This is a genomic window from Microbulbifer maximicatervae (SeqCode), from assembly GCF_052467505.1.
In genome coordinates this window covers 397,702-423,976 of record NZ_CP174313.1, presented here as the reverse complement: position 1 = coordinate 423,976, position 26,275 = coordinate 397,702, and the positions used below count along the sequence as shown (strand labels likewise).

Annotated in this window: 20 protein-coding genes; 7 read left to right on the top strand and 13 right to left on the bottom strand. The window is 45.6% G+C overall.

Annotated elements, in window-relative coordinates; all coding sequences use genetic code 11:
* Positions 1-272 precede the first annotated feature (272 nt).
* The 4 genes from dhbA to ACJJIN_RS01900 are packed head-to-tail and all read right to left on the bottom strand — an operon-like array spanning position 273 to position 4,746.
* The gene (gene dhbA, locus ACJJIN_RS01915; protein WP_444896660.1) at positions 273-1,019 is read right to left on the bottom strand and encodes a 2,3-dihydro-2,3-dihydroxybenzoate dehydrogenase; all 747 of its coding nucleotides are present in this window, start codon (positions 1,017-1,019) and stop codon (positions 273-275) included.
* Positions 1,020-1,026: 7 nt separating this feature from the next.
* Complete coding sequence (locus ACJJIN_RS01910) at positions 1,027-1,914, bottom strand: isochorismatase family protein (RefSeq protein WP_444896659.1); 888 nt, start codon at positions 1,912-1,914, stop codon at positions 1,027-1,029.
* A 13-nt stretch (positions 1,915-1,927) separates the two neighbouring features.
* On the bottom strand, positions 1,928-3,553 hold the full coding sequence (locus ACJJIN_RS01905) for a (2,3-dihydroxybenzoyl)adenylate synthase (protein ID WP_444896658.1): 1,626 nt from the start codon (positions 3,551-3,553) through the stop codon (positions 1,928-1,930).
* Positions 3,553-4,746: an isochorismate synthase gene (locus ACJJIN_RS01900; protein WP_444896657.1), complete on the bottom strand. Its 1,194-nt coding sequence runs from the start codon at positions 4,744-4,746 to the stop codon at positions 3,553-3,555. Before ACJJIN_RS01900 ends, ACJJIN_RS01905 begins: the two co-directional genes overlap by 1 nt.
* Before the next feature lie 457 nt (positions 4,747-5,203).
* On the opposite strand from ACJJIN_RS01900, the gene fes reads away from it, so the two are divergent.
* The 6 genes from fes (at position 5,204) to ACJJIN_RS01870 (ending at position 17,730) form a co-directional block, all read left to right on the top strand.
* Positions 5,204-6,568: an enterochelin esterase gene (fes, locus tag ACJJIN_RS01895; protein WP_444896656.1), complete on the top strand. Its 1,365-nt coding sequence runs from the start codon at positions 5,204-5,206 to the stop codon at positions 6,566-6,568.
* A 7-nt stretch (positions 6,569-6,575) separates the two neighbouring features.
* Positions 6,576-6,770, top strand: coding sequence for an MbtH family protein (locus tag ACJJIN_RS01890; RefSeq protein ID WP_444896655.1), 195 nt, complete (start codon positions 6,576-6,578; stop codon positions 6,768-6,770).
* A gap of 273 nt (positions 6,771-7,043) precedes the next feature.
* A complete protein-coding gene (locus ACJJIN_RS01885; protein WP_444896654.1) occupies positions 7,044-14,255 on the top strand; it encodes a non-ribosomal peptide synthetase in 7,212 nt (2,403 codons plus the stop codon).
* A 302-nt stretch (positions 14,256-14,557) separates the two neighbouring features.
* Positions 14,558-15,856 carry an enterobactin transporter EntS gene (entS, locus tag ACJJIN_RS01880; RefSeq protein WP_444896653.1) on the top strand — a complete coding sequence of 433 codons (1,299 nt, stop codon included), beginning with the start codon at positions 14,558-14,560 and terminating at the stop codon, positions 15,854-15,856.
* 62 nt (positions 15,857-15,918) lie between these two features.
* Complete coding sequence (locus ACJJIN_RS01875; RefSeq protein ID WP_444898220.1) at positions 15,919-16,575, top strand: 4'-phosphopantetheinyl transferase family protein; 657 nt, start codon at positions 15,919-15,921, stop codon at positions 16,573-16,575.
* 51 nt (positions 16,576-16,626) lie between these two features.
* Positions 16,627-17,730, top strand: coding sequence for a 3-deoxy-7-phosphoheptulonate synthase (locus ACJJIN_RS01870; RefSeq protein ID WP_444896652.1), 1,104 nt, complete (start codon positions 16,627-16,629; stop codon positions 17,728-17,730).
* Between the two features lie 188 nt (positions 17,731-17,918).
* Here ACJJIN_RS01870 and ACJJIN_RS01865 read toward each other — a convergent pair whose 3' ends face one another.
* From ACJJIN_RS01865 to ACJJIN_RS01835, 7 genes are all read right to left on the bottom strand, one after another.
* The gene (locus ACJJIN_RS01865) at positions 17,919-18,410 is read right to left on the bottom strand and encodes a GNAT family N-acetyltransferase (RefSeq protein ID WP_444896651.1); all 492 of its coding nucleotides are present in this window, start codon (positions 18,408-18,410) and stop codon (positions 17,919-17,921) included.
* A 138-nt stretch (positions 18,411-18,548) separates the two neighbouring features.
* A complete protein-coding gene (locus ACJJIN_RS01860; RefSeq protein ID WP_413665117.1) occupies positions 18,549-19,037 on the bottom strand; it encodes a GNAT family N-acetyltransferase in 489 nt (162 codons plus the stop codon).
* Positions 19,038-19,279: 242 nt separating this feature from the next.
* A complete protein-coding gene (locus ACJJIN_RS01855) occupies positions 19,280-19,786 on the bottom strand; it encodes a GNAT family N-acetyltransferase (RefSeq protein ID WP_444896650.1) in 507 nt (168 codons plus the stop codon).
* 155 nt (positions 19,787-19,941) lie between these two features.
* Positions 19,942-20,553 (bottom strand): DUF998 domain-containing protein, encoded by a 612-nt coding sequence (locus tag ACJJIN_RS01850; protein WP_444896649.1) that lies wholly within the window; start codon positions 20,551-20,553, stop codon positions 19,942-19,944.
* Positions 20,554-21,647: 1,094 nt separating this feature from the next.
* The gene (locus tag ACJJIN_RS01845; RefSeq protein ID WP_444896648.1) at positions 21,648-22,166 is read right to left on the bottom strand and encodes a MaoC family dehydratase; all 519 of its coding nucleotides are present in this window, start codon (positions 22,164-22,166) and stop codon (positions 21,648-21,650) included.
* Between the two features lie 30 nt (positions 22,167-22,196).
* Complete coding sequence (locus tag ACJJIN_RS01840; RefSeq protein ID WP_444896647.1) at positions 22,197-22,724, bottom strand: MaoC family dehydratase; 528 nt, start codon at positions 22,722-22,724, stop codon at positions 22,197-22,199.
* Positions 22,725-22,780: 56 nt separating this feature from the next.
* Positions 22,781-23,632: an HpcH/HpaI aldolase/citrate lyase family protein gene (locus ACJJIN_RS01835; protein ID WP_413665111.1), complete on the bottom strand. Its 852-nt coding sequence runs from the start codon at positions 23,630-23,632 to the stop codon at positions 22,781-22,783.
* 280 nt (positions 23,633-23,912) lie between these two features.
* Between ACJJIN_RS01835 and ACJJIN_RS01830 the strand changes: the two genes are divergently transcribed.
* Complete coding sequence (locus ACJJIN_RS01830; RefSeq protein ID WP_444896646.1) at positions 23,913-25,112, top strand: CaiB/BaiF CoA transferase family protein; 1,200 nt, start codon at positions 23,913-23,915, stop codon at positions 25,110-25,112.
* A 5-nt stretch (positions 25,113-25,117) separates the two neighbouring features.
* On the opposite strand, the gene ACJJIN_RS01825 is transcribed toward ACJJIN_RS01830, so the two are convergent.
* On the bottom strand, positions 25,118-25,717 hold the full coding sequence (locus tag ACJJIN_RS01825; protein ID WP_444896645.1) for an IMPACT family protein: 600 nt from the start codon (positions 25,715-25,717) through the stop codon (positions 25,118-25,120).
* The gene (locus ACJJIN_RS01820; protein ID WP_444896644.1) at positions 25,680-26,264 is read right to left on the bottom strand and encodes a DsbE family thiol:disulfide interchange protein; all 585 of its coding nucleotides are present in this window, start codon (positions 26,262-26,264) and stop codon (positions 25,680-25,682) included. The genes ACJJIN_RS01825 and ACJJIN_RS01820 overlap by 38 nt, the downstream gene beginning before the upstream one ends.
* Positions 26,265-26,275: the final 11 nt, after the last annotated feature.

Here is a 26,275-nt window from a genome sequence, read left to right as displayed (position 1 = left end):
AACTTTAAAGCACTATTTTTTACGCAAAATACACTTCTGAATTCCACATCATCACAACATTAAATTAAGACAAAAATACAGCAAAAAAGGACACATCAAAAAAGTAAGTAAACAACCAAAGAAAATTAAATAGAGACTTAAAAGTAAGCCCACCTTTCTACCCACAACAGATACTTTAATGCACACACAAAAAACGATTGAGGGGGTGATTTTTAGTGTACTATCCCTCTTATCAACGCAAATCAAAATTTGCAGGAGAGAAAAAGGCAAATTTAGCCTCCTAAAGTTGCCCCACCATCAACAACAATATCTTGCATGGTGATATGCGCAGCCATATCCGAGGCTAGAAACATAACAGTATTTGCTATATCAGAAGTACTCGCGATTTTTTTTAAGGGGATACCCAGCTTATATCCTTCTGGATTACCGGCAACAGTAGCAGCCTCACTGCCTTCACTTCCCCACAGTTCACGCAGCATCTCAGTATCTGTAGATCCTGGTGAAACTAAATTACAACGGACACCATATTCTGCTAGCTCAAGAGCTACGCAATGGCTCAGTCCAACCAGGGCAGATTTTGATGCGCAGTATGCCGTCATTCCCAGTCTTGGAACATGGGCTGCATTAGAGGCTACATTTACAATAGCCCCTTTACCCTGATTTTTGAAATGGAGCGCCAGCTCTCTTATCAAACTAAAGGGGCCTGTCACATTTACTGATAAGCAATCACGCCAATCGGAAAGTGTCAGTTCGGATATACCTCCAACCCGTAGAATACCCGCTGCATTAACTAGAATATCCGGGCCCATGTTGTCAGTAAGTAATCCCTTACAAACCTGAGCAATCTGATCCGAATTTGAAAGATCCAAAGGGACAGTCTCATATCCATACTCAGCCTCTGGAAATTTAATATCGAAACCAAATACAGCAGCACCATGTTCACAAAACAAATCCGCTATGGTTGCTCCAATTCCTCGTCCGGCACCAGTAACCCAAACCCTTTTCCCTGAAAAATTCATATGTCCACTACTCTTTTAATTCAGGGTATTTACCCTGAATCAGCTTCCACCACCCATTGAGTGAGGGGGCAACAGCCAGCTCTTCGAATGTCATTTGGACTCCGAGCTTTTGCCAATCAGTAATCAAGCCCATTAGCTGGGCTGAGTCCAGTCCATAATCAATGAGATTTTCATCTGCATCAAATTGGTCAGGCTCTTCATCAATCAGCTCCAGCAATTGCTCCTTGAGAAAAGACCAGGTTAACTTATCCTTTGATGAAACCCCGAGAGATACAACATCATCTGTTGCAATAACACTTCCGCAACGATTAGCTACATATTTAAGTGCCATAAGATGCTCTTCTTCAGAGAAATCACCAACAGCATCAGCCACCATGAATGGCTGAACATCTCGCATAAAAGCATCCAATGCTGTGGTTAAACAGCCGATATGCGCATATATACCGCATATCAGGAGTTGATCCCTTCCTTTCTCCGCAAGAATTTCCTGAAGCTCAGATCGGTAAAAAGCACTATATCGCCACTTAACCAATACAATATCATCTTCATCTGGCGCCAAAGCAGGCACTACTTTTTGTAAGCTGGGGTCAGCTTTGGTAAGTCCTGGCCCCCACATATCGTTTAGCAATGCGCGATCTTTATCGCTTTGCTCAGTGGGTTGAGCCGTATAAATTACCGGTACCTGATGCTTTTTAGCCCAAACCCGCACCGCAACAATATTGTTTTCTATATTGCGGACCAACTCGCTTCCTTCACCAAAAAAGCGGACGAAATACTCCTGCATATCATGAATAAGCAAAGCACTTCTGGAGGGGTCAATCTTCCAGCCCACCTTATTTTGGGGGAGAGAATCAATCGTGGGTAGACTATAGTTATCCAGTGATGGAATTGACATAAATATTAAGACCTTAAATCTTTGGAGCGGCTGTACTTTCAAGCAGTTCTTTGCGCAAAACTTTCTTGTCTATTTTTCCTACCGGAGTAAGCGGCAAAGTCTGCACAAATTTAAATTTATCTGGCAGCTTGAATTGAGCTACCCCGAGCTCTCGCAAGTACTTTCTCAGAGTTACAGGGCGCAAGCTATCATCACTTGACACTAAAAAAGCACAACTTTTCTCACCCAGTAAATCATCCGGCATTGCTACCAAGGCCGCTTGAGCAATGGATGCATGACGTAACAAAAGACTTTCTATCTCTTCAGCCGCTATCTTTTCTCCACCGCGATTGATTTGATCCTTTTGCCGACCCACTACTTTTAAATATCCACGGTCATCGCGCTGCACCAAATCCCCGGTACGATAAAAACCCTCACTATCGAAAGTATTTTTGTTATGCTCAGGACTTTTGTAGTAACCGCGTATTGTGTATGGACCTCGAGTAATCAGCATACCGGTCTCTCCGGCAGGCACCGCATCTCCGTTCTCGTCAATTACCCGGACTTCATCATTAGGACACATGGGGCATCCCTGGGTGCAAAAAGCCAAAGCATCATCATCATCCAAGCGGGTATAGTTAACCAAACCCTCAGCCATACCAAATACTTGTTGCAGTTGGCATCCTAGCTCTTCCGGCACTCTGCGAGCGACACTTTCAGCAAAATTTGCTCCACCAACCTGTATTAGAGAAAGCGTGGTCAACTTTTCATTGTGCTGCGGGGCAGCTTTAAGCCAAAGTGAAACTGCCGGAGGTACCAGTGCCACCATATTAACTTCGTGCTTTGCTATTAGGGCAAAGCAATTTAATGGTTCTGGATCAGAAGCTGTTATTACGGTACCGCCGCTATCAAATACCCCAAGGGCACCTGGTGAGCTTAATGAAAAGTTATGTCCAGCGGGAAGTGCGCATAAAAACCGGGTCTGAGGACTCAGATCGCATATCTCTGCACTTCTACGCACGCTGTATAAATAGTCATTATGGGTGCGGGGAATAAGCTTCGGTGTACCGGTACTGCCGCCCGAAAGCTGAAAAAAAGCAACTTCTCCAGGAGGAGTTGGCTCTAATTCCCCATTAGGTTCCGTTGTATTTATACTGGCATCAAGTGAATCGGCAGAGCTATCCTTTCCCCACAACAATACATGATTTACGGAGGGCGTTTGCTGCTTTAGCTCATCTATAAAAGCAACATCAGAAAATAACGCATGAGAAGCCGAGGCGATAATAAGAGAAGGGTGAAGCTGATCAGCATAAGCCAACAGTTCCAAGCGCTGATGACTGTACAGCGCATTGACCGGAACGACACCTGCTTTTAACAGCCCAAAGAATACAATATAAAATTCAGCAATATTCGGTAGCTGGACCAAGGCAGTATCGTAAGGTTTAACCCCTTTTGATTTCAGGGAGTGGGCCAGGTTATCGGAAAGCTGATCTAATTGGGCATATGAGAAATGTCGACCACCACAAATAATTGCTGTGGCTTTAGCATCCCTTTCACAAGACACTCTTAAGATATCCGTTAGCGGCTTGTCCTCCCAATAGCCAAGATCCCGATAACGGCGAGCCTCCGATTCTGGCCAAGGCGTAAATTCAATACTCATTAAAGCGCTTCCTGCTGTTTGATTCCCAGAGCATTGAGCATTGTGCCCAACTTCGCGCCGGTTTCCTGCCATTCCGATTCAGGACAAGAGTCCTCCACAATGCCGGCCCCAGCAAATAATTGAATATGGTTGCCATTAACCGTGCCGCAACGAATAGTAACTACCCACTCACCATTACCTTCAGCGTCACACCACCCCACCATTCCAGTGAAGACGCCCCTTTCGAAAGACTCCACCAAGCGGATTAAATTACGGGCATCTTTTGTTGGGAAGCCACATACGGCAGGTGTTGGATGCAGCTGACAAGCAAGTTCCAAAGCAGAAATTTCAGGTTTTTTTAGTTGGCCATGGATGAGGGTCGACAAATGCCACATAGCCGGGGTGCTGATAAGTTCAGGGGCAGCCGGGATATCCAGTGAGCTACAAAACGGTGTGAGTACCTGGCGAATTTCATCAATGACCAATTTATGCTCGTAGCTGTCCTTTGCAGAAGTAAGTAGCGATTCACTTACAGCTTTATCTTTCTCCAGATCGTTTTGTCGCTTAGCTGAACCGGCCAAGGGGTTTGAAATCAGTTCGCTTCCTACTTTTCGTACTAACAACTCAGGACTTGAACCGATCAACTCCTGATCTCCCTCAATGGGGATACGGAAATGATAACCGGAAGGGTTCTGTACAATTAACCTAGATAGAATTTCGTCAACGGAGATTTTCTCGGATAACTCTACGTTTAGCACTCTGGACAAAACCGCTTTACGTAAATCACTATGCTGAAAATTAGCAATCGCCTGCTCTACCGACTGCTTAAAGCGCCATTCACCGGGAATACTTTGGATCTTTTCTACTCGGGGAACAGATGCGCTCCTTCCTTTAAGGGTCGTAATCATTTCACTGCGATCAAAAAATTCGCATTTGGCAGGAACAAACAAGCGGGACTGCTGACTGAGATCAAAAGGAACTGCACCAACTATAACAGGGTTGCGGATTCCGGCCCCTTTCGCTTTGACAAAAGCCTCCTGCACTAACTCATAGAACAGCTGACTGCCTCCACTGGGCTCCGGTATCACCGGCTGGTTGATCTCCGTAAAAACCCCCTTGCCACGCAAGCTTCTATAAGAGGAAGTGAACAAAAAATCAGCGGAATCGGGAATGGGCAATCGTCCAGATTCCATGTCCTGAGTCGGGAAGAGCATAAACGGGCACTCCATTGAATATGCAAATGAGAATGACTATCATTATAATTCATGTCCAAAAGCATTTGTCAATTGGTGTACTCAATATTTGAGAAGTATTTGCGCGAAAAGCAGCGAGGGAGGCGTCACACAAACTAATAAGCTAGGTAAACATTTAAATATGCGAGACAAAACAACAAGAGCGACCTAAAAAATATATTTTTATTTATTTCAGTTGCAACCTCCCAGGCAGATTTTCTCTGTTTTTCAGTAACCACTTGCGATTGCCGTCACGTTTAATTGCCATCAGACCATGCAACTAAATAAAATTTTCCTTGCTGAGTTTTTGAATTACCCCACACAAGCGAGAATGATAATAATTTCTATTTACACCAGCCATCCTCTTGCGGTAGCCTGTTGGCAAGTTATTACTACTTCTTGAAAAGAAGAATTAAGCACATGGCTCTTTATAAAATTCATGGAAAGTCCAACCATTAAACACAGGAATGCCATGACCGCTGTCATGCACTCAAATATGTTGCGTATTACTCAATCCAGTGTCTCTGAGATTGGCAGCGCGCTTTGGTGGTCGGAGATGGAAAGGCAGGGACTACCGCTTGTTAATAAAAACCCCTCGAATAAAGAAAATTTAATTCTGACATTTTTGTGGAGAGACCCAGATGGTAGCGAATCTCACTCACCGATCAAACAAGTTTATATCGATATAAATTGTGTAACGAACCACCATACATTTTCACCGCCCTCCCTAGAACGGTTGCCAAATACAGATGTGTGGTATTGGCAAGTAGAGATCGAAAAATCCTGGCGGGGTAGCTATCGCTTAATTCCAACTACAGAAAAATGGATCGGCTCCAACTGGGAAAAAGCACTTCAACCCAACGACGATTCCCGAAAAATGCAAAGACATTGGTGGCGCAACCTGCTTAAAGCAGCCATACCCGACCCGCTGAATCGACAAGCGCCGAGTGTCGGTTCGTGGAACAAAAAGTTTTCTGCAATTCATTTGCCAGGACTTATGGAGCAAAGTCTATGGCAAAAATTCGATCTAAAACCTGAGTCTTCAGAGTCGGAAAATAAAAATTCTTCCGGCGTGGGAGAAGTGTGCTGGCAAAGTTCCATCCTGGGAATTAGCCGCAGGGTCTGGACCTACGCATGTGGCAAAGCATCTGATCCTGAGAAGCGCCCACTTGTAATTCTATTGGATGGTGATCGATGGGCAAAAGAAATGCCTATTTTCTCAGTTTTGAAGGAACAGACACAATCCGGACATTTACCTGCGGCACTCTATTTATTAATTGATTCAGTCAACGAGAAACAGCGAGAGAAAGATCTGACTTGTAGTGAGGACTTTTGGCTGGCAATTCAGAAAGAACTGATCCCCCAGATTAAAGAAGAGCTACCTCATACTGAAAATCCAGCGCATACAATTGTTACTGGACAAAGCTATGGTGGACTAGCTGCGATGTTTGCAGGATTAAAGTGGCCCGCAAGATTTGGCTGTGTATTAAGCCAATCAGGCTCCTTCTGGTGGCCAAACAATAAACTCATGGGTAAAGATAATAACAGCGCTGACAAAGGCTGGCTCACAGAGCAGATCTTATCGGAAACCTACCAGCCAGCCAGACTGAAGATTTTTCAGCAGGTGGGCACTCGGGAATATTCCTTAATCAGAGTAAATGACCAGCTGAATAAAGTCCTAAATAGTAAAAGCTTTGATGTTAAGTACCAGAAATTTGTCGGCGGACACGACACTCTGTGTTGGCGTGAGGGACTAATCACGGGTCTTTCATATTTATTACAAAATTTCAGTTATCAGGATTAAAGTTGCTATGCAATCAGAATACCAAAATCCATTTGATGATGAGAGCCACCAATTTTTTGTGTTAACTAACGATCTTGGCCAACACAGTCTGTGGCCAGAATTTGCAGGAATCCCAAGGGGCTGGAAGACAGTATATGGACCTCAGGATCGTCGACTATGTGTTGAATATATAGAAGAGAACTGGAAAAGCCTCAATCATTGATAGCGGTCAGTTTCTGCGGTTGTGCTACTTCTCGTAAAGAGTAAATACAACCAATAAGACTTGAGAGGTTTAAGACTCTATTTATTGGCGGTTAAGGGACTAACTGCAGCTGGAAAGTGCCAGCAACACCCGCTTGAAAATACGGCTAAGGTCTGTGCCACACTATTTTCATATTTCAGGGGCGTGGCCAAGTAGATCAGGACGAAATATTTGGCCACTTTTTTCCCACCTAGACATTGTGCCAACTCAATATGTTGAAAAAGGATTGTTACTGTGCAAGAAGAAAGCGCAACCATTTCTGCAAGTAAGCTTAGCGATAACACTTACCCTTTGGTGGGACCTCAAGTAGGAATCTGGTTGGCTGATCAACTTTCGGAAAGCAGCAATACCTTCGCCGTGGCCCAGTATGTAGAGATCCACGGCGCAATTAATGTGGAGCTGCTGACAAAAGCTATTCATATTGGATTAAGTGAAGCTGACACGATTCATGCAAAATATCACCAGGAAGATAACATTCCGGTCCAACAGCTCCAGTCAGCGCCCGAACCTGAATCCTTAAACGCTGTAGACCTCATAAAAATTGAAGATCCGCTTGATCCGGTAGCTGCTGCAAAATCCTTGATGCTCAATGATATTCAAGGGGAATTAAGAGCAGATAGCGAAACTTGCCTCTATCATCATATTATTTTTCAGTTACCCGATAGTTCAAATGGGCAACACTTTCTCTGGTACCAGCGCTATCACCATTTAATGGTGGATGGCTTCAGCTTTACCGCCCTCACTAAAAGAATCGAGAAAATTTATAATGCACTTACTAACGGTGCACCAATAGCCAGCTCTCCATTTACGGGGTTTTCCGCAGTCGTTGATGAGTACTTAGAGTATGCCGAATCGGAAAAATTCAAACAGGATCGAGCCTTTTGGACAGAATACGCCAAGGGCTTGACAGCACCACTGACGTTGTCGAGTAAGACTACCAGCTCGCTCGACAACACCAACAGCCTTGTGCATCGTCAAAGTAATTCGATAGCTCGAAGTTTAATTGAAAATCTAACCCAGCTGACGGACGCAAAGAAACTGTCGGTGGTCGACCTTACCACAGCAATGATCTTTATTTATTTATCCAGAATATGTGATAGCAATAAAGTTACCGTAGGCTACCCATTTATGCGGCGTATGGGCTCCTCCGCACTTAACTCTACAGGTCCCGTTGCTAATGTACTGCCATTACAACTTGAAATCAGCGCCGAGCAAAATATTTTTGATATTGCCCGCTCTCTATCCAGGGAATTACGCAAAATCCGTAAACATCAGCGCTACGAATCCGAGCAGCTACAAAGAGATCTTGGGCTGGTCGGCTCACACAGACGTCTGTATGGCCCCACTATCAATTGCAAGATCTTTGACTACACACTCAATTTTGATGGGGCCCCCGGTAAAACCTATCAAATAACAACAGGCCCCATTGAAGACATAGAGTTTTCAATTTACTTCGGCAAAGAAACAATAACTATTGAACTCGCAGCCAACGCTCATCGATACAGTGAAAAGGAGCTAGAACTCCACAGACATAGAATCAGCGATCTCTTTGTTCAGGCTCACCATAATAGCCACTGTTTATCCAGTGAATTCTCTCTAATACCTATCGGTGAAAAAGGCCTTATCGACAGCTGGGCTAAAGGCATAGAAATCACCAATACTGAAAGTCATATCAGTGCCTTGGATATTTTTTTACAGCAAGTGCACACTCGCAGCAATGAAAATGCCCTGGTTTTCGAGGGGCAGGAAATTTCATTCAGTGAACTTTCACTGCGCGCGCTACAGATTTGTGCTTCCTTACAGAACAAGGGAATAACACCACAGGACATTGTTGCCGTCGCTCTGCCAAGAACCGTTGACTCTATTGCCGCCATCCTGGCAGTGTTCTACTCTGGTGCCACGTACCTACCGCTCGACCTTACGCACCCGGATGAGCGTATTGCCATTATGTGTGACGATGCGCAGCCGGCACAGGTTATTACATTATCCAATCATGCCCACAGGCTACCATCCTTTGTTGACCAACTGCATCTGAATGCAGCAGCGCTTGCCACCCCCAAAACGTATAGCGACCAGGCATTGATTAATTCTGGGGAGCAGAGGGCCTATATATTTTATACCTCAGGTTCTACCGGAAAGCCTAAAGGTGTAATGGTACCTCACGGGGCGCTCCTTAACCTGGCGCTAGCCCTGCAAAAGGAAATTTTTGAAAATGCCATTGAACATTGTGCCAACACCCGCTTAAAGGTAGCACTGACTGGCTCATTTTCATTTGATACATCCTGGGATCCAATTCTTCTTATGATGCTCGGCCATGAGCTGCACTTGTTTGGTGACGATGCCAAACGAGATGTTTATGGGTTAATCGATTCTATCCGCACATTAAAAATAGATACTCTTGCCGTCGCTCCATCATTGGCTACTCAACTAATGGAAGCCGGACTGATGGATGAAGGCCACCATCACCCGATCTTGATGGATATTTGCGGGGAGGCCATATCTCCAGCCTTATGGTCTCAATTACAACAGTTCCCCAAACTGCAAGCGCATAATATTTACGGCCCCACAGAATTCACCGTCTATGCGACCAGTGCACAGGTATCCACAGATCTGGCTGAGCCGGTTATTGGTAGTCCGCTAGCCAACACCGAAGTTTATGTATTGGATAAACGACTGCGTCCAGTTCCCATTGGTGTTCCCGGCGAGCTCTATCTCGCAGGGGACAATATGACCATTGGATATCTGCGCCGCCCAGAAACCACTGCCAGCCGCTTTGTAGCAAACCCCTACCGCCCCGGTAAAGTTATGTACTTAACTGGGGACTTGGTTCGCTGGGGCACCCATGGAGAATTGGAGTTTATCGGGCGCTGTGACAACCAGGTAAAAGTACGTGGATTCAGGGTTGAGCTCGGCGATGTAGAAGCTGCATTTTCATCTCTCGACGAAACCAAAGAAGTGGCTGTAATTGCCAAACCAATTGCTACAGGAAATCAATTGCTTGCTTACTGTACGCTGAAGACACCGTCTAACGGCAATAAGCAGGAGATTCTGAGCCGACTTATACAACAACTGAACGAGCAGCTACCAGATTATATGGTGCCTGCTAGCTTAATTATTCTCGAAGAGTTTCCTCTAACTGTGAGTGGCAAGCTCGATAAAAAGGCCTTGCCAATGCCTTCTGCCACGCCTCAGAAAAGTTCAAGAGCGGCAATAGGAACCGCTGAGAGACTTGTGTGTAGCGCTATTGCGAGCACTTTGGAGATCGACAATATTGGAGCAGAAGATGATTTCTTCCAATTGGGAGGAGACAGTATTTCAGCGATGCGCCTCTGCACGGCAATGCGCAAAGCTGGCTACGATCTGCGCCCAAAAGAAATTTTCAAGTTGCGCTCTGCTGAGCAGATCGCCCTCAATCTCACACCTTTAGAGAAGCAATCCAAAGAAATTTCACCGGCGACATTGGGATTACCCCTGGTTGAAGCAGAGACCAAATATGGCCCTCTGACCGCTGTACTCCCTGTGCTTCCCCTACAGGAAGGTCTACTGTTCCAGACCGAATTGGGTAGCGAGGAAAACTCCTATAGCTTTACGACAAAATTAACTCTCGAAGGTGAACTGGATATCTCCCGGTTGGGTCGAGCCCTAAACTCCACTTTAGCTAAGCACCCTCAACTAGGAGCCCTATTCGACTGCGAATCCTGGGATGCTCCTCTGCAGCTTATTCCCCAAATCAGTAGCGATGCCGATACTGCTGGAAAATGGCCTTTGACAGAAATTGACTTGAGCCAGCTTCCAGAACCACAGCAACAGGAGATGCTACTTAATCTGGAGCTGCAGCAGGCCGGGCTGCATTTTGATATTCGTATGCATGCCGAAACCCGTACACCTCTGCTACATGCTCATGTTGTAAAAACATCAGTAGAAAATTACGCTCTGCTAATCACTGCACATCATCTGGTTATCGATGGCTGGTCGACTCCAATTCTATTACAGGACCTGCTTGAAGCTTATCGGGAGGATACCGGGAAAGTCACATCAGAACCTAACCGTTACAATCCTGTTGTAATGGAACTGTCTAATAAGGAAAAACAAAATACCATCAAGCATTGGGGAGATCTTCTCAAAGGTGTCACCCCCACTATCGCGTTCGCAGAGAGTCGCGATAAAGAAACAGTTCATGAAATAGAAGTCCCCCTTTGTGAGCACTTACACAAACAGCTGAATAAGCTCTGCCTACAGGAAGGACTCACGTTCAATACAGTGATCCAAGGTGTTTGGGGCGCAATGTTGGGATCATTAACCGGGCGCAATGACGTAGTATTCGGCAGCCCAGTTTCTGGACGATCCAGTGCGGTAGATGGGATTGATGAGGTGATTGGTTTATTCAGTAACACCCTACCCGTTCGTGTCCAGTTGCAACCTCAACAACCCCTGATCAAGCAGCTGCAATCATTGCAGGAGCAACAAATCGCACTGTTTGATCATGACGGGATTGGCCTGGGTGAAATCCAACGTATTGCCGGCACAGATACCCTATTCGATACACTTCTGGTTGTGGAAAATTACCCGGCCGATGAAGCTCTGATACAGCAGAATCACGCCGGGATTCATTTAAATGCAGTTCAAAATCGCGGGTTTACTCACTATCCACTGACACTATTAGTATTGCCTGGAGAAAAACCTAGAATACTTTTTGAATATCGGGATGCGGTTGTCAATGCTGTAAACCTTGTTCATCGATTTATCGACCTGCTTACACAGGTTGCCGAAAATCCAGAACAACCGTTGGCTGCCATGTCCCTGCAGACGGACACTGAGCGCAAGCTTCTTGAAAGTATCAATGACACCAAACAGACATTTGATCCTGTCACTTTACGCGATTTATTAATTAGGCAAGCTCAAGTTAGCCCAGATGGTAGAGCGCTCACAGACGAAAGCAGCTCCTTTGACTATCAAAGTATGCGTCAAAGTGTTCGCAGTATTGCTGCACAACTCAACGCCCACCACGTAGGTCGCGGCGATATTGTCGCCGTGGCTGTTGAGCGTAGTGTTGAGCTCAGCCTCTCCCTACAAGCTGTAATAGAAGCCGGAGCCGCTTACTTACCATTGGACATTAGCTACCCGGATGAACGCTTGGCGCTCATGCTGGAGGATGCTAACCCCAAACTGATAATTGCTGGAGAAAATCAGGTTCACCGATTTGGTGAAAATTCTGCGGTGCCCTGCACCGCACCTGTACTAGCTATTGAAAATCTTCTCCAGCAGTCGTCACCCAATGAATTAATTGCTGTGGAAATTCGGCCGGAAGATCCCGCTTACCTGATTTACACGTCAGGGTCGACAGGTCGCCCCAAAGGTGTTCTGGTTTCCCATGAAGCCATAGTGAACCGGCTGCTTTGGATGCAAGCGGAATACAACCTCACAGAAAATGATGTAGTGCTGCAGAAAACACCATCAAGCTTTGATGTCTCAGTATGGGAGTTCTTCTGGCCACTGATCCGGGGGGCAGAGCTGGTCATGGCCCCACCGGAAGCCCACAAAGATCCGGAGCATCTACTGCAGATTATCTCCAAATACCAGGTAACAACCATGCACTTTGTACCCTCAATGCTCGCAGCTATGGTGGACTACCTGGATAGCCAGCCATCTTCAGTACCTCTTACCAAGTCGCTGCGCCGGGTATTTTGTAGTGGCGAAGCACTTTCGAAAGAACTTGCCTCTGCCTATGCAAGTTACTTTAAAGCGCCTTTGCACAATTTATACGGCCCTACTGAGGCCGCTGTTGACGTTACATACTGCCCCGCTGATTTAGGGTTAAATCTTGGAGAAGGTACGGGCATACCTATCGGCAAACCGGTTTGGAATACCCAACTGCGGATTCTCGATCAATTTTTACGCCCGGTAGGTATCGGTGTTCCCGGAGAACTCTACCTAAGCGGTATGCAGCTCGCACTCGGTTATCTCAACAGGCACGGCCTGACTGCCGAGCGGTTTGTATCCGACCCCTATGCAGTAGGCGAGAGAATGTATCGCACCGGTGATGTCGTTCGCTGGATGCCTGATGGTAACGTTGAATATCTGGGGCGCAGTGATGATCAGGTTAAAATTCGTGGACTGCGAATTGAGATTGGTGAGATTGAAAAAGCACTATCTTCCTTGGAGGGAGTGAAGCAGGCTGCCGTTCACGCGCGCGTATTGAGCCAAAGCAAAGCGACAGGTGATAACCGTCAATTGGTCGGCTACGTAATACTGGATAACCCAGAAAAGTTCCCAGAGACTCTTAGCCCACTTTCGGACCAGCTGGCCCAATCCTTACCGGCACATATGGTGCCGTCAGCATTGGTTGCTGTGGAAACGTTCCCACTCAGTGCCAATGGCAAGCTCGATAGAAAAGCACTGCCAGACCCAGAAAGCGATAAAACTGATTCCGGCCGTCCACCCAGTGAAGGGGCTGAGCAAATTATTGCCAATGCCTTCTGCAAGATGCTGGACTTGGAATCCGTAACAGCAGAAGCGAGCTTTTTTGAGCTTGGTGGTCATTCACTACTTGCTATGCGGCTGGCTGCAGAACTACGCCAATGCCTGTCCCTTCCAGTAACAGTAGGACAAATTATGGTATCTCCTACTGTTGAGGGACTTGCGGCGGTATTGACCGATGAGAATTTGCGCAAAGATCCTGAAAAAGCGGGCTTTGGCAATATTCTTCCGATTAGGGCTGGAACTGGTACGCCGCTGTTCTGTATTAACCCCGGTTCAGGTTTTTCATGGCAGTACACCGGATTCCCCAAATACCTTGAAGGAAACTGGCCGATTATTGGCCTTCAATCACCGCGACCTAACGGCCCTGTAGCTATCAGTGAATCGATGGACGAAGCCGTTGAGCGCTACTTACAAACTCTCTTAAGTGCACAGCCCAAAGGCCCCTATCACTTAATGGGTTACTCGTTTGGCGGTACTGTTGCCGTAGCCCTGGCATCCAAGCTGACGGCACTCGGCCACCAGGTAGCTTTTGTCGGATTATTCGATACTTATCCACCTGAAGGCCAGGAATGGAAACGACCCACAGAAGATGAAGCCAGGGAAGAAGTAGAGCGCGAGAAACGGCAATTCCTCAGCGCAGCTGAAGGCGAATTTGCCGATGAAGCAACACTGGCAGAGCAGACCAAAATGTTTAACGATATCGTAGCGAATTACGATGATACTGTACGCCTGCTATCGGATGCAGACACCCAACCCTATTCTGGTAATGTGCAATTATTTGTTGCGGAAAAGACACTGCCTGAAGGTTGGGACGTAGATAAGTGCTGGTCTCCATTCCTAAATGACATGCAACAACACCGATTGCCTTTTGCCCATGACGATATTCTATCGCCGACATCTCTTGAAGTGCTCGGGCCCCTACTCAACGGTATATTGGCAAAGGTTCCAACTTTAAGGAGCCTATGAATAACTCCATGATGCCTCTGGCATGCAGAGCGGTTCACAATCAAGGCGTGGCTTCGCAGGAATGTCTAGACATTTCAAGAAGTCGCAACGCGGAGTGTGGATCGCTCTGCAAGCCCCGAAGGGCGGGTCTTGAAGGCCACAGTTGCTGCGTTGCAACTCTTGCAAAGGGCTACGGCCATTAGCGGCGAGCTGCGCCTAACATCTGCAGCCTTCAAGACCCGCAGAGACATTATGGAGTTATACAGAGACTCCTTAACTAAACAGACAGAAAAAGCAGATCCCCAAGAGGCTGTAACATCCCTATGAACCGTTCACTATTTATGAGATTTGACTTGCTCAAGAGCAATGCAAACTTCCGCATGATCTTTATTGCCAGGATGATTTCGATTATCTCTCTGGGGATGTTAACAGTCGCGGTGCCGGTACAAGTCCATGCAATGACAGGCTCTACTATCCAGGTAGGAGTCATTATGGCTCTGGAAGGTATAGCCATGTTTATTGGCTTGCTGTGGGGAGGTGTGCTCGCCGACCGCCATAACCGCCGCACACTGATTTTGATCGGACGCTCCGGTTGCGGCTTGGGTTTTGCTGCATTAGCTATAAATTGCTTCTTTACATCACCCTCACTAATAGCCCTGTATGCTCTTTCCATTTGGAGTGGTTTCTTTGGTGCAATTGGTATCACTGCATTAATGGCCTCAATTCCCTCAATTGTAGGCAAAGAGAATCTTGCCTCTGCCAATGCTTTGGGCATGCTCACCGTACGTATCGGTACCGTTATCTCGCCGGCAATTGGCGGATTGATTATTGCCGCCACTGATATCAGCTGGAACTATACTGCGGCCTCCTTAGGTACTTTTGCCACGCTGATCCCGCTGACCCGATTGCCCTCCATGGCGCCAGGAAAGCAGCCGAAAAAGCAACCTCTAAAAGCACTAGCTGAGGGTTTTTCATTTTTATTCCGTCATAAAATTGTTGGCAGTGCGATTGCAGTAGGGACATTGGATTCCCTGGGCAAAGGCATCCGCGTTCTATTCCCCGCAATGGTTACCGTTATTTTTGGTGGAAGTGCATTCGAAATCGGCCTGATGTATTCTGCTGTGCCCTTAGGGGCTATGTTGGGTGCCCTAACCAGTGGCTGGGCGCCCCAATTAAAACGTCCCGGTGCTGTTTTACTACTCACTTGCACCCTCTCTTTTGTTGCCTTGAGCGGTCTCACTCTCGCTAACCATCTCTATATCGCTTTAGTTGCACTAGTCGCTTATGGCTATTTAGGGGCTATTAGTTCACTAATTCAGATTACTTTGGTTCAGAGTCATACTCCTAACCAATTACAAGGAAGAGTTAACAGTCTCTGGGCAGCCCAAAATGTAACCGGCGATACTTTTGGCGCAATGGGATTCGGCATCTTAGGCAAGCTGTTTGCCCCAATGGCCGGTACTCTCTACTTTGCTGCTACAGCAATTGGCATTACTGTTGCTATGTCCTTGGGATTCAGAAGTTTGAAGGACGCTGTATTTATTAAAAATAAAGCGCAAACCCCTCCTCAAAGCCCCGTCCCGAAAAAAGAAAAAATGGAAACTGAAGCCACAGCATTATGAATTGGGAATCCTCTTATAAAATTGACAACCCGATACCCAGCTTTTTAGGTGGATACAAGGTGATGAAGTCCAAGTACTTTACGGGCCATATGGTAGAGACTACTTTTTGCCCAGAAAGGTATGACGATCAGTTTTTCTCTCACTTGAATATTCCTTTTCCAAGTTCATTAGTAAAAGCCGTCCCATCACGACGAGCTGAATTTCTTGCTGGACGAAGCTGTGCTCACCTTGCACTCAGAGAGCTAGGTGTGCCAGTGAGAGAAATCCCTATAGGTATAAACCGCTGTCCAGTATGGCCGGAGGGAGTACAAGCCTCTATTACCCATGCAGGCAGCCGAGCAATCTGTGCAGCCAGCACTACTTCTCAAGGGCTTGGGATTGATTATGAAACAACTATTGCCGCTAAAACTGCTGAAGAAATCAAACGCAATATAGTCAGTGATTCAGAAGAATCCCTACTTTCAGAGAGCGGTTTCCCTCAGGAACAGTGGTTGACTATGGCTTTCTCCATTAAAGAAAGCCTTTTCAAGGCACTATATCCTCTAGTAGGAAAATACTTTGACTTTCTGGATGCTGAAATTACAACACTGTCGCCCCTGCAGCAAAAATTAGAACTGAAAATTTTGCGAGATCTCTCATCCAGAGTTCCCAGTGGAAATACCTACACTGGTACATATCAACCACATCAAGACGGCATATTGAGCATCGTTGAGTATTAGTCAATCTCGACAATAACAGCGCTATATCAGTTAAAAGAAAAGGACCATTCTATGTCTGACGTTCCTGCTATTTTGAGCGCACGGACTCATATGCAACTTCCGGGTAATGATGAGCTAATCCGAAAAATGCCGTGCCCATCTACTTCCGCTTTAACTATTGAACGAACCCGTAATGAGATTTCCCGAATATTGCGAGGGGAGGATGATCGACTTTTGGTTGTGGTAGGTCCGTGTTCAATTCATGACCCCATCGCCGCACTAGATTATGCGCAAAAGCTGTCCGAGATTAAGCCCCAGTTTGAAAGTAACCTCTGCCTGGTAATACGGACCTATTTTGAAAAGCCACGTACCACCATCGGCTGGAAAGGCTTTATTTACGACCCCAATTTAGATGGCAGTGCCGATATGCATACTGGGCTCACTATGGCTCGGGAATTATTGCTTAATATCAATGCTCTGGGCTTGGGAGCAGCCACCGAATTTCTTTGTCCTTTGAACGCACTATACATCGCAGACCTGATTTCCTGGGGAGCCATTGGTGCCCGCACCACAGAATCACAAACACACCGGGAATTAGCTTCAGCACTTCCTTGCCCTATCGGATTTAAAAATAGTACCGACGGAAATATCAAAGTTGCAATGAATGCGATTCAAGCTGCCCAATCACAACAGATATTCTGCACCACGATTCGCAATGGAAAGTTTGAAGCAGTTCAGTCTACAGGCAACTCTAATTGCCACTTAATTCTTCGCGGAGGAACAATACCCAATTACTACCCCGAAGACATCGAACTAGCGATAACCCAACTTGACTCTGTATCGCTACCGGCCGGCATTATGGTTGATTGCAGTCATGGCAACAGCCAGAAAATACACAGTAATCAAATAGTTGTTGCGGAATCTCTCTGCGATCAAATCAGCACAGGGCAAAGAAATATTTCAGCTGTAATGATTGAGAGCTTCCTCGAAGAAGGAAGCCAAAAAATTCTCCCCTGGGGCAAGATGACCTACGGACAATCGGTTACTGATGCTTGTATCGGCTGGAAGGATACTTATCAGGCGCTAGAGATGCTTTCTGAAGCCGTTGTCAGACGCCGTCATCTATTTACCACCTCCCACAATATGGGAATTGAATTAAATCAAAGTGCTATGTAATAGTACTTCGGACATATTTAAGTTGCCGATCCCCTGAAGTTATAGCGGCACTGGCAAAACAGTGCCAACTTTTTCAGTTTTTGGCGCAGATTCTATTTGCAATCAATTCATTCCAATAGATATGGTCTGAATTTACAACGATCCCAGAAAGAAAATAAGAAAACACAGTGATGTTAAATTTATTTACTTTAGAGCGTAAGAAACATCTCATGCCAACTCAAGCCACCATGAGTAGAATCAGATTTACCTTGATGAATAAATCCATATTTAGAATACATACCAACAAGTTCATCCTGACATATCAAATAAATTCTCTTTTTCCCTAGCTCACTCATAGAGCTAATAAAGCTGTTCAATAGCTTATTTGCCATACCCTTACCTTGATATTTGGGGTGAACCACCAGGGACATAATAACAATATTTTCTCCACTCGAATCATGGCCTACCAACTCTTTAAACTCTTCATTAGGCAACTCTACGTTATGAGTTGCTCCTGAATTAATAAAACCTATAACTTCCTTATTATTCTCTATAACAAGGAAACCTTCGGGGTAAGTCAAAATTCGCTTTAAAATCTTTTCTTTTGTCGCTGCCTCGTTACCAGCGTAAGATATAGATTCAATCTCAAAGCACCTAGCTAGATCCCTCTCATTCGCAGAGCGAATATTAATTTCAGACATCCTTGAGCAAAACTCCATGTTCATAAACCAAAATAAAGGTATCCCTCCTCTCAAAGGTACCAGAGGGCATACGTATCAACAGTTATATCAACCTTATCTTTCGTAGTATATAGCCTTCAACCACTAGGTTATATTGAACTAAACTACCTTAGCCATAAGATAGACATCAGCATACTCACCATTTCGAAATGCATAATTTTTTGCAGTGCCTTCGACCTCAAATCCATACTTCTTATATAGACCTATAGCCTGTTCATTATCAGTATAAACCTCTAACTCTATACGGCGAACGGCAAGCCAGTTAATAGATAAGTTGAGCATTGCCTCTAAAAGCTTTGAGCCAACCCCACTCTTTTGATGCTCTTCACTTACTGCCATACCTATATTTGAGACATGCTTTCGCCTTGGATTCGAGAATACCTCCATTCCAATTTGACCGACGATCATCCCATCCAGGACAGCTACGATGCTATAAAAGTTATCGGGGATATTCCCCAGAAACTTTTCCCATTTATCTATTGAAGGGTATGGGACTTGAAGTGTTCCTGCATAGCAGGAAGACTGAGCATATATATCTTTAATTTCAGGAATATCTTCTTTTCTACTATGCCTAATTTCTATACTCATGGACCCACTCTCGTATCACTTAATATAAATTCTACCAGCTTATTAATTTCGGTAGAGATAACTTTCCTATTCTGACGCATATCCACAACCACGCCCCCACCTGAATAAATTTAGCGTCTCTCAAAAGCTGGATACGCATTTGCTCGTATATTCATTGTCATGCCTATAGAACATACAATCTTACTCGTCCGCCCTTTTCTATCTGTAAAACGGTGGAAGGTCCATCGCAGTACAGCTGGCAGTTAAAATTGAGCCGAGAATGCTTTGTGATATACAACCTCTCCACTTGGAAAATCGTCATCAAACGACAGTGCCTGGAAGTACTCTACGGGTACATCAGGTAAAACCAGCCCTTCAATAACTTTGAAGCCAAAACGCCTGTAATAAGCAGGCTCCCCCAGTACAACGCAGCCTGCCGCACCTTGTTCTTTGAGGTCAACCAGGACGCTCCGAACAAGCTTTGAGCCAACTCCTCTTCCTTGATACTCAGGTAGTACTGAAATCGGCCCGAGCCCGAACCAGTTGGCTGAGCCATCAGAAATAACAACTGGAGAAATGGCAATGTGGCCTATAATATCTTCATCCACTTCAGCCACCTTTGATATAAATAATGCGTCAGCTTGGCGAAGGGCCTTCACGATAAACTGCTCAGAGTGATCAGTATACGGAGCGTCCCGAAAAGCCAAGGTAGTGACTCTGTGGATTGGCTCAATATCTCTTTTACTCTCTTTGCGTATCTGAATATCCAAATTTTGCTCTCTCTAAATTTTATAAACTATTTTCCCAGCTTTGTTATATTGAAATTTTTTCTTTAAATTGACACTCTTTCTGTCTCCCACAAGTAGATTACTTTTTGAGTAAATTCCTACGATTCTTGATTCATCTGATTTGATACCTTAACGCATTACGTAACAGGCATAGAATATGACGCAACTTGTTCATGCACCTTCTTTTTGGCCGACGATGAAAGCTGATAAGCTGCCAGGCCATACCATATCAAAGTAACTGCCACCCAAGTCCTTTGTGTCACTCCTTTGTATTCAATAGGCATATATCCATAACTAAAGAACCAAAAGAAAACAACGTGAATCAAGGTTACAAGTACGCATAAATCCTGGAATTTCTTTGAGACATAATAATTGCGCATCTCTAAAGCAAATATAACAGGAACAACCATTAAGATACTTGTTAGCCCATATACATCATGTAATGGGCTATTCATAATAAAGAGCCCCGCAAAAATCCATGTTACACCAAATGCAAACATCGTTAAAAAAGTAAATTTAGCCTTTGCGAGTGACAAACAAGGCAGAGAAAATATACACATAGAAAGACCAATCAATATATCTGTAAGTCTATGTGAATATGAAAAGAAAGGTGATTCCAATGCTAACTCACTAATATGCTGAGTCACAATACTATAGCCTGGCAAAAACAACCCCAAGAAAATATTATACAGTGCAAACACAGGTATCAGCATTGCCTGCCTAATGAATATCAAATCCCGATTACCCAAAACTCACTCCATCTTGTAGAAAAATTAACATCCACATCTCAGACAAGCCAGCGCTACCTGACTGCCCAATGCAGGCTCATGTGATCAAAAAACACGGCATCAGCTTATCAAGTAACACCCTACATTGTGACGTAAAGTTGCCGAGAATACGCATGACAGCGATTTATAGCCAATAAGGCATTTTCCAGGATACTCTCTTCAACACTATTGCCAAATAAGAGCGCGTACCTAGAGTTCTCCGAATCTTGTATTTTGAACTCGTACTCAATATCGAAGTGCTCAGCTAAAATATCCTCGATATAATCGAGATGATCCCAACTGAAAAACTCTAAACACATGCCAAAATCTGGATCACAGGAAATTCTAAGTTCTTTCAATAATGTCGATCTATCAACCATAGTCACTTAATGCCAATCACTCATGGAGAGGCTCGAAGCGCTGCCCCCAGAAAGCATGATAGCCTTAGTACTTACCAGATGCATTCTTCTTAACAGGCACTTCTGATCTGTAGTACTTCATATGTATATTTATCTAATTCATCTTCATTTGAATAAATATCAGGGTAAACTACCCTGTGCTCTTTTATCAATTTGAAAATCTTACACGTGGCTTTCTTGCTTTCACTATCTACAGACGGTAAGCACCCATCACTAATCATGACAAATGTGTCAACTGACATTCGCAGCATCTCTGAGTCACTGCATAACTCCCTTTGTCTGTTCCTACCTACTGAGTTAAGATATTTATCTTTAAGGGTATACAAAGAAGCTATTTGTCACTTTGTACAAAGGTACCCCTAAAGACATCTTACAGCCGCACAATATACCAACATTTTCCTCGTTTTGACGACATACGTAAATCTGCATAAATCAATCCGTTTACACAGATTTTACAATTGATGTAACTATTCCCTTGAAGTATTAGCAATAGGCGGGGACGGTACAGCCACTATTTAAAATAGTGTAAGCAGGGATATACTAGGATACTCTTTTCGATCCATCGCTATACTAGAAAGCTTCTTGAATTTTACTACTTGCGCTATACCACTCTCGACAATCCAGAGTAGGAAAAAAGCGCCTGGCTAGGCTGCGAAATCAGTATCCAGCAGCCTTATAGGGACCAAAGTTCTTACGATAAACAAGTAACGTTCGCTTGTAGGCACAAACCCATTCACCATGTTGATTTTGAGCGCGGGAATATATGCTAAGCAACCCCTGTTCAGGCCTTGATTTTGACTCCCTTTTGGAAAGTATCTCAGATTCGAAGTATAAAGTATCTCCTACGTAAACTGGCTGCAACTCACAGTCACTCATCTCCAAGTTGGCCACAACCTTTCCAAACGTTCTAGTTGTATGCGCCATTGCACTTAAAACAAATGTCTCCAATACTCGTTGCCTATCACCATAAACTCTACGCGCATAAACCTTATCAGTGATAAACGGGCTGAGATCGAATGAGCGAAGTGCATAGTCGACACAGCTAGCTTCAGTGAAGGTTCGGCCTGGGCGATGTTCGAATACTTGCCCGACTTCAAAATCTTCAAAATCTATTCCGACCGTTTCTATATAAACGTTATTTTCTACTTCCCGCAAAAAATTAAATGACTCTTTCATTGAGGTCACCTAAATATGGAAAATGGAAATTTAGTAGCCGTTCGCAGAGAAAGGCAGGTGATTGCGCTTGAAGATCAACATGTCACACTGCATTTCGCAAATAGTCTTCTTGTCTTGATTCTTTCCATATATAACAATTTCTACCAGCCCCGCGTCGTCATACTCACTACCTGCCTGGACTTCGAGAACCTTACTCTCAGAATACAAGGTATCACCGCCATAAGCTGGTGCCACCATGGAAATTTTTCTCCAACCAACAATTTTTTTTCGTCGATTGTAGGTCTTCCAGATCAAGCCCATTAGCTGTTGAACCGCTAAAGTAGTATCGATTAACGGCTTACCGAATTCAGTTTGGGCGGTGTAACACTCATCAAAATGCAGCATGGCTTGATTTAAGGTCTTGATACACTCTTCCTTATTATCGTGCTGGCTAATGGTAACGCCGGGCCTATGGTGAAAAACCTGCCCTACCTTAAAGTCTTCAAAATCGAGACCGTAACGCTCTCGATAGCGATTTTTACCGGTTTTTATATACGCAGGAAAATGATAGCGGGGCATAGAAACCTCTTGCCTTACCGTAAGGCTCCGGTGAGTTTGGCTCTGCTACAGTACGGTCACAATCCCTTCGAGGCCGCCACAGTTTTCAGTGCCCGCTCAACCACGGGCATATCCACCATCTGTCCATCAACTACAAGAACTCCACCATGATTCTCTTTATAAGCTTTCAGTACTCGCTGAGCATGAGAGAGCGCCTCACTAGATGGTGCCAATCCTTGGTGAATCGGTTTAATTTGCTTTGGATGGATGGCTATTTTTCCAGAAAACCCCAGGGCGGAGACCCTCTGTGTTTCCTCAATTAGGCTTCTTTCATCATCCAGCTCCAAATAGGGGCCATCTACAGCATCAATGCCTGCAAATGCGGCAGCCTGAACCAGCCGCCCCCTGCCATATAAAAGAGCATCCCAGCTCATATCTGACCCCACTGTTGCACTGTAATCAGCCGCGCCAAAGGCCAGGCAAACCACCTCCTCTACCTGGGCAATACTCAACGCATTCTCCAAACCTTTTGGGGATTCAATCAGGGCTATTATTCGAATCGTTTTATGGGAGGGGGCCATAACCTGGCAAAAACCAATCACTTCTTCTGCTGATTGAACCTTGGGAAGAATCACAACGTCTGGCAGTTGCGGCAGATCTAGCAGCATCAACATATCCTTGATGCCGCAATCGCTGTCGAGCTGGTTGATTCTCAACGCGCGCTGAGTGGGAACAATATCCTTTCCTGTAAAGAAATTGACCACCTGCTCCCTTGCAGTATCTTTATCTTCCAGGGAAACGGCATTTTCCAAGTCCACACAGGCAATATCGGCTCCGCTGGCCATTGCTTTTTCATAGCGATCCGGCCGGGTCGCAGGGACAAACAGGACGCTGCGAAAATACTTGCTTCTGTTAATGACACTACCCATCTAGCGGCGCCCTCTCAACAAATTGACAGATAGCCGGATATCCGTTCCCGGTGCCCTTCTCTACAACCGGATTCCAAGCCAATCCAGTAGCTCACCCAAAAGACTAGCAACTCTGTATTAAATCGCGACACTCACCTTCAGTGAGCCCTGCCTGTCAGAGGGTCACTAAAATACGGGTGACCGACTATTCCCAATATCTACCAGCCAATCCCATCGAATTTACAACTCCTGCTCTATGCTGAGGAATACGGCGTATCTATATTTAGTGGATTATTCCGACATGTTACCTCTCTCAGGATTGCGGATTGTGGCGGTGGAACAATATGGTGCAGGCCCTTTTGGCACCTTATACCTGGCAAATCTTGGAGCGGAAATCATCAAGGTCGAAGATATCTCCCACGGGGGGGATGTAGGCCGTACCGTAGGCCCTTACTTCTTGGAGAATGAACCTGGGGATAATAGCAGCCTTTTTTTTCAGGCTTTCAATCACAACAAACGCAGTTTATCCCTCAACCTGTCCTCTCCCCAAGGGCAGGAAATCTTGCACAAATTAATTCTTAGTGCAGATGCACTGACCGACAATCTACGGGGAGACGTACCGGGCAAGCTGGGTATTACTTACAAAAAACTGGGAAAGCTGAACCCCAAGATCGTTTGCGCCCACCTGACTGCCTACGGCCGCAGTGGCGATAGGGCCAAGTGGCCGGGATATGATTACCCCGTGCAGGCAGAGGCAGGCTATTTCAAGCTAACTGGTGAACCTGACAGTCCACCTGCCCGGTGCGGCCTGTCCCTGGTGGATTTATCCACCGGGGTAGCTCTCGCGTTGGCCGTTGTTTCTGGTGTACTTAATGCCAGGGAAACTGGCAAGGGGCGAGATATCGATGTCAGCCTTTTTGATAACGCTTTATATAATTTAAGTTATGTGGCCATGTGGCAGTTAAATGCGGGGCACAACCAAAAGCGGGTGCCGCGATCAGCACACTTTTCCCTAAGCCCTTGTCAACTTTATAAGACAAAGGACGACTGGATTTACCTGATGTGCAATAAGGAAAAGTTCTGGAAATCCCTGTGTCAATGTATTGAACATCCGGAATTAGCTGACGCACCCAAGTTTGTAAATTTCAGGGAGCGCAGGAAAAACCAATCGGAGTTAACCGAAATACTGGATGAGATACTGTCAAAAAAAGATACCGTAGAGTGGCTAAAAATTTTAGCTGGCCAGGTGCCAGCCGCACCGGTATATGACGTTGAGCAGGCGCTAACAAACCCCTTTGTTTCCGATACCGACCGCATCCAAACAATACCCGGTGATCACGGCAAGGATATTAAAATACTGGCACCGTCAATTCGCTGTGATGGAGAGATGGTTAATTTCAAGCGGGCACCTACCCTGGGAGAAGACACCAAGGATATCCTGGCTGAGCTTGGCTATTCCGGGGCTGAGATAGCCAAGCTCGCCAAATACGGCATCATTTGAAAGAACTATTGATCATCGAGAAGCTGAAAGCCCTCTGCCAATAGTTGCACCTGCAATTGCGACCACTGATCCTGTGGGAGTGAAATTGGCACGGTGACATCACTGGCATATTCCGCCTGCCCACAACTCCCCTGGTGACGCCCTACCAAAAAGCGCAGGCGAGCTTCCTGGGCAAAATCACAGCAAACCGAAACATGCATTAGGAGAACAAAGGGCTGCAACGGAATATCTTGCAGCGCGGCACCTACCGCACCGCGATAGGCGCGCATCAAGCCACCCACCCCAAGCTTGGTACCACCAAAATAGCGGGTCACTATAGCGCCCACATTACCGACACCCTGTTTCAACAGCAATTCCAGCATTGGTCGCCCCGCGCTACCACCGGGCTCGCCGTCGTCATCTGCTAGCATTACTTCCGGGTTGGAAGGGTTGCCGATCACCAACGCGGTACAGTGGTGGCTTGCATCGGGATATTGAGCGCGGACAGTTTCCAGCTGTTGCTGAAAAGCCGCTTTATTCTCTACTGGCCCCAGCCAACAAATAAAACGGCTCTTCTTTTCTTCTGTCTCACTGACAACGGGAGATGAGGGAATCTGATAACTCACCGACAATATCGTCCCAGCGCTGGTTTTTTAATTTTTCGTACAAAGGCTGGAGCTTGGTCTGCCAGACTTTATTGTCGACAACGCCAACGTGTTTGCAGCGAATAGTTCCCTCGGAATCCACCAGGAAAGTTTCCGGCGCACCGAAAACACCGAGGTCCAGAGCCAAACGGCCATCTCTATCGGCGAGGCTATACAAGTAGGGATTGTGGAATTTTTCCAACCACTTGATTGCTGCCTCATCCTCATCTTTGAGGTTAACGCCAACGATCGGCACACCCTGCTCAGCCAGAGCATTCAAATAGGGGTGCTCTACCCGGCAAGCTACACACCAAGTGGCCCACACATTCATCAAATGCGGGCCATTGGGAAGATCTTTCTTCTCTACAATTTGGCTGTTATCCGCCACTTTTTGCAAAGAGAATTCCGGCACAGGCTTATTCAGCAGGGCCGATGGCATTTCCTGTGGATTCAGGTAGAGGCCCCGCCAAAATAACAGGGCCAACACGACAAATATTACCAGGGGCAAAAAGAGTTTGAGTCTAGACATTATCCTTTCCA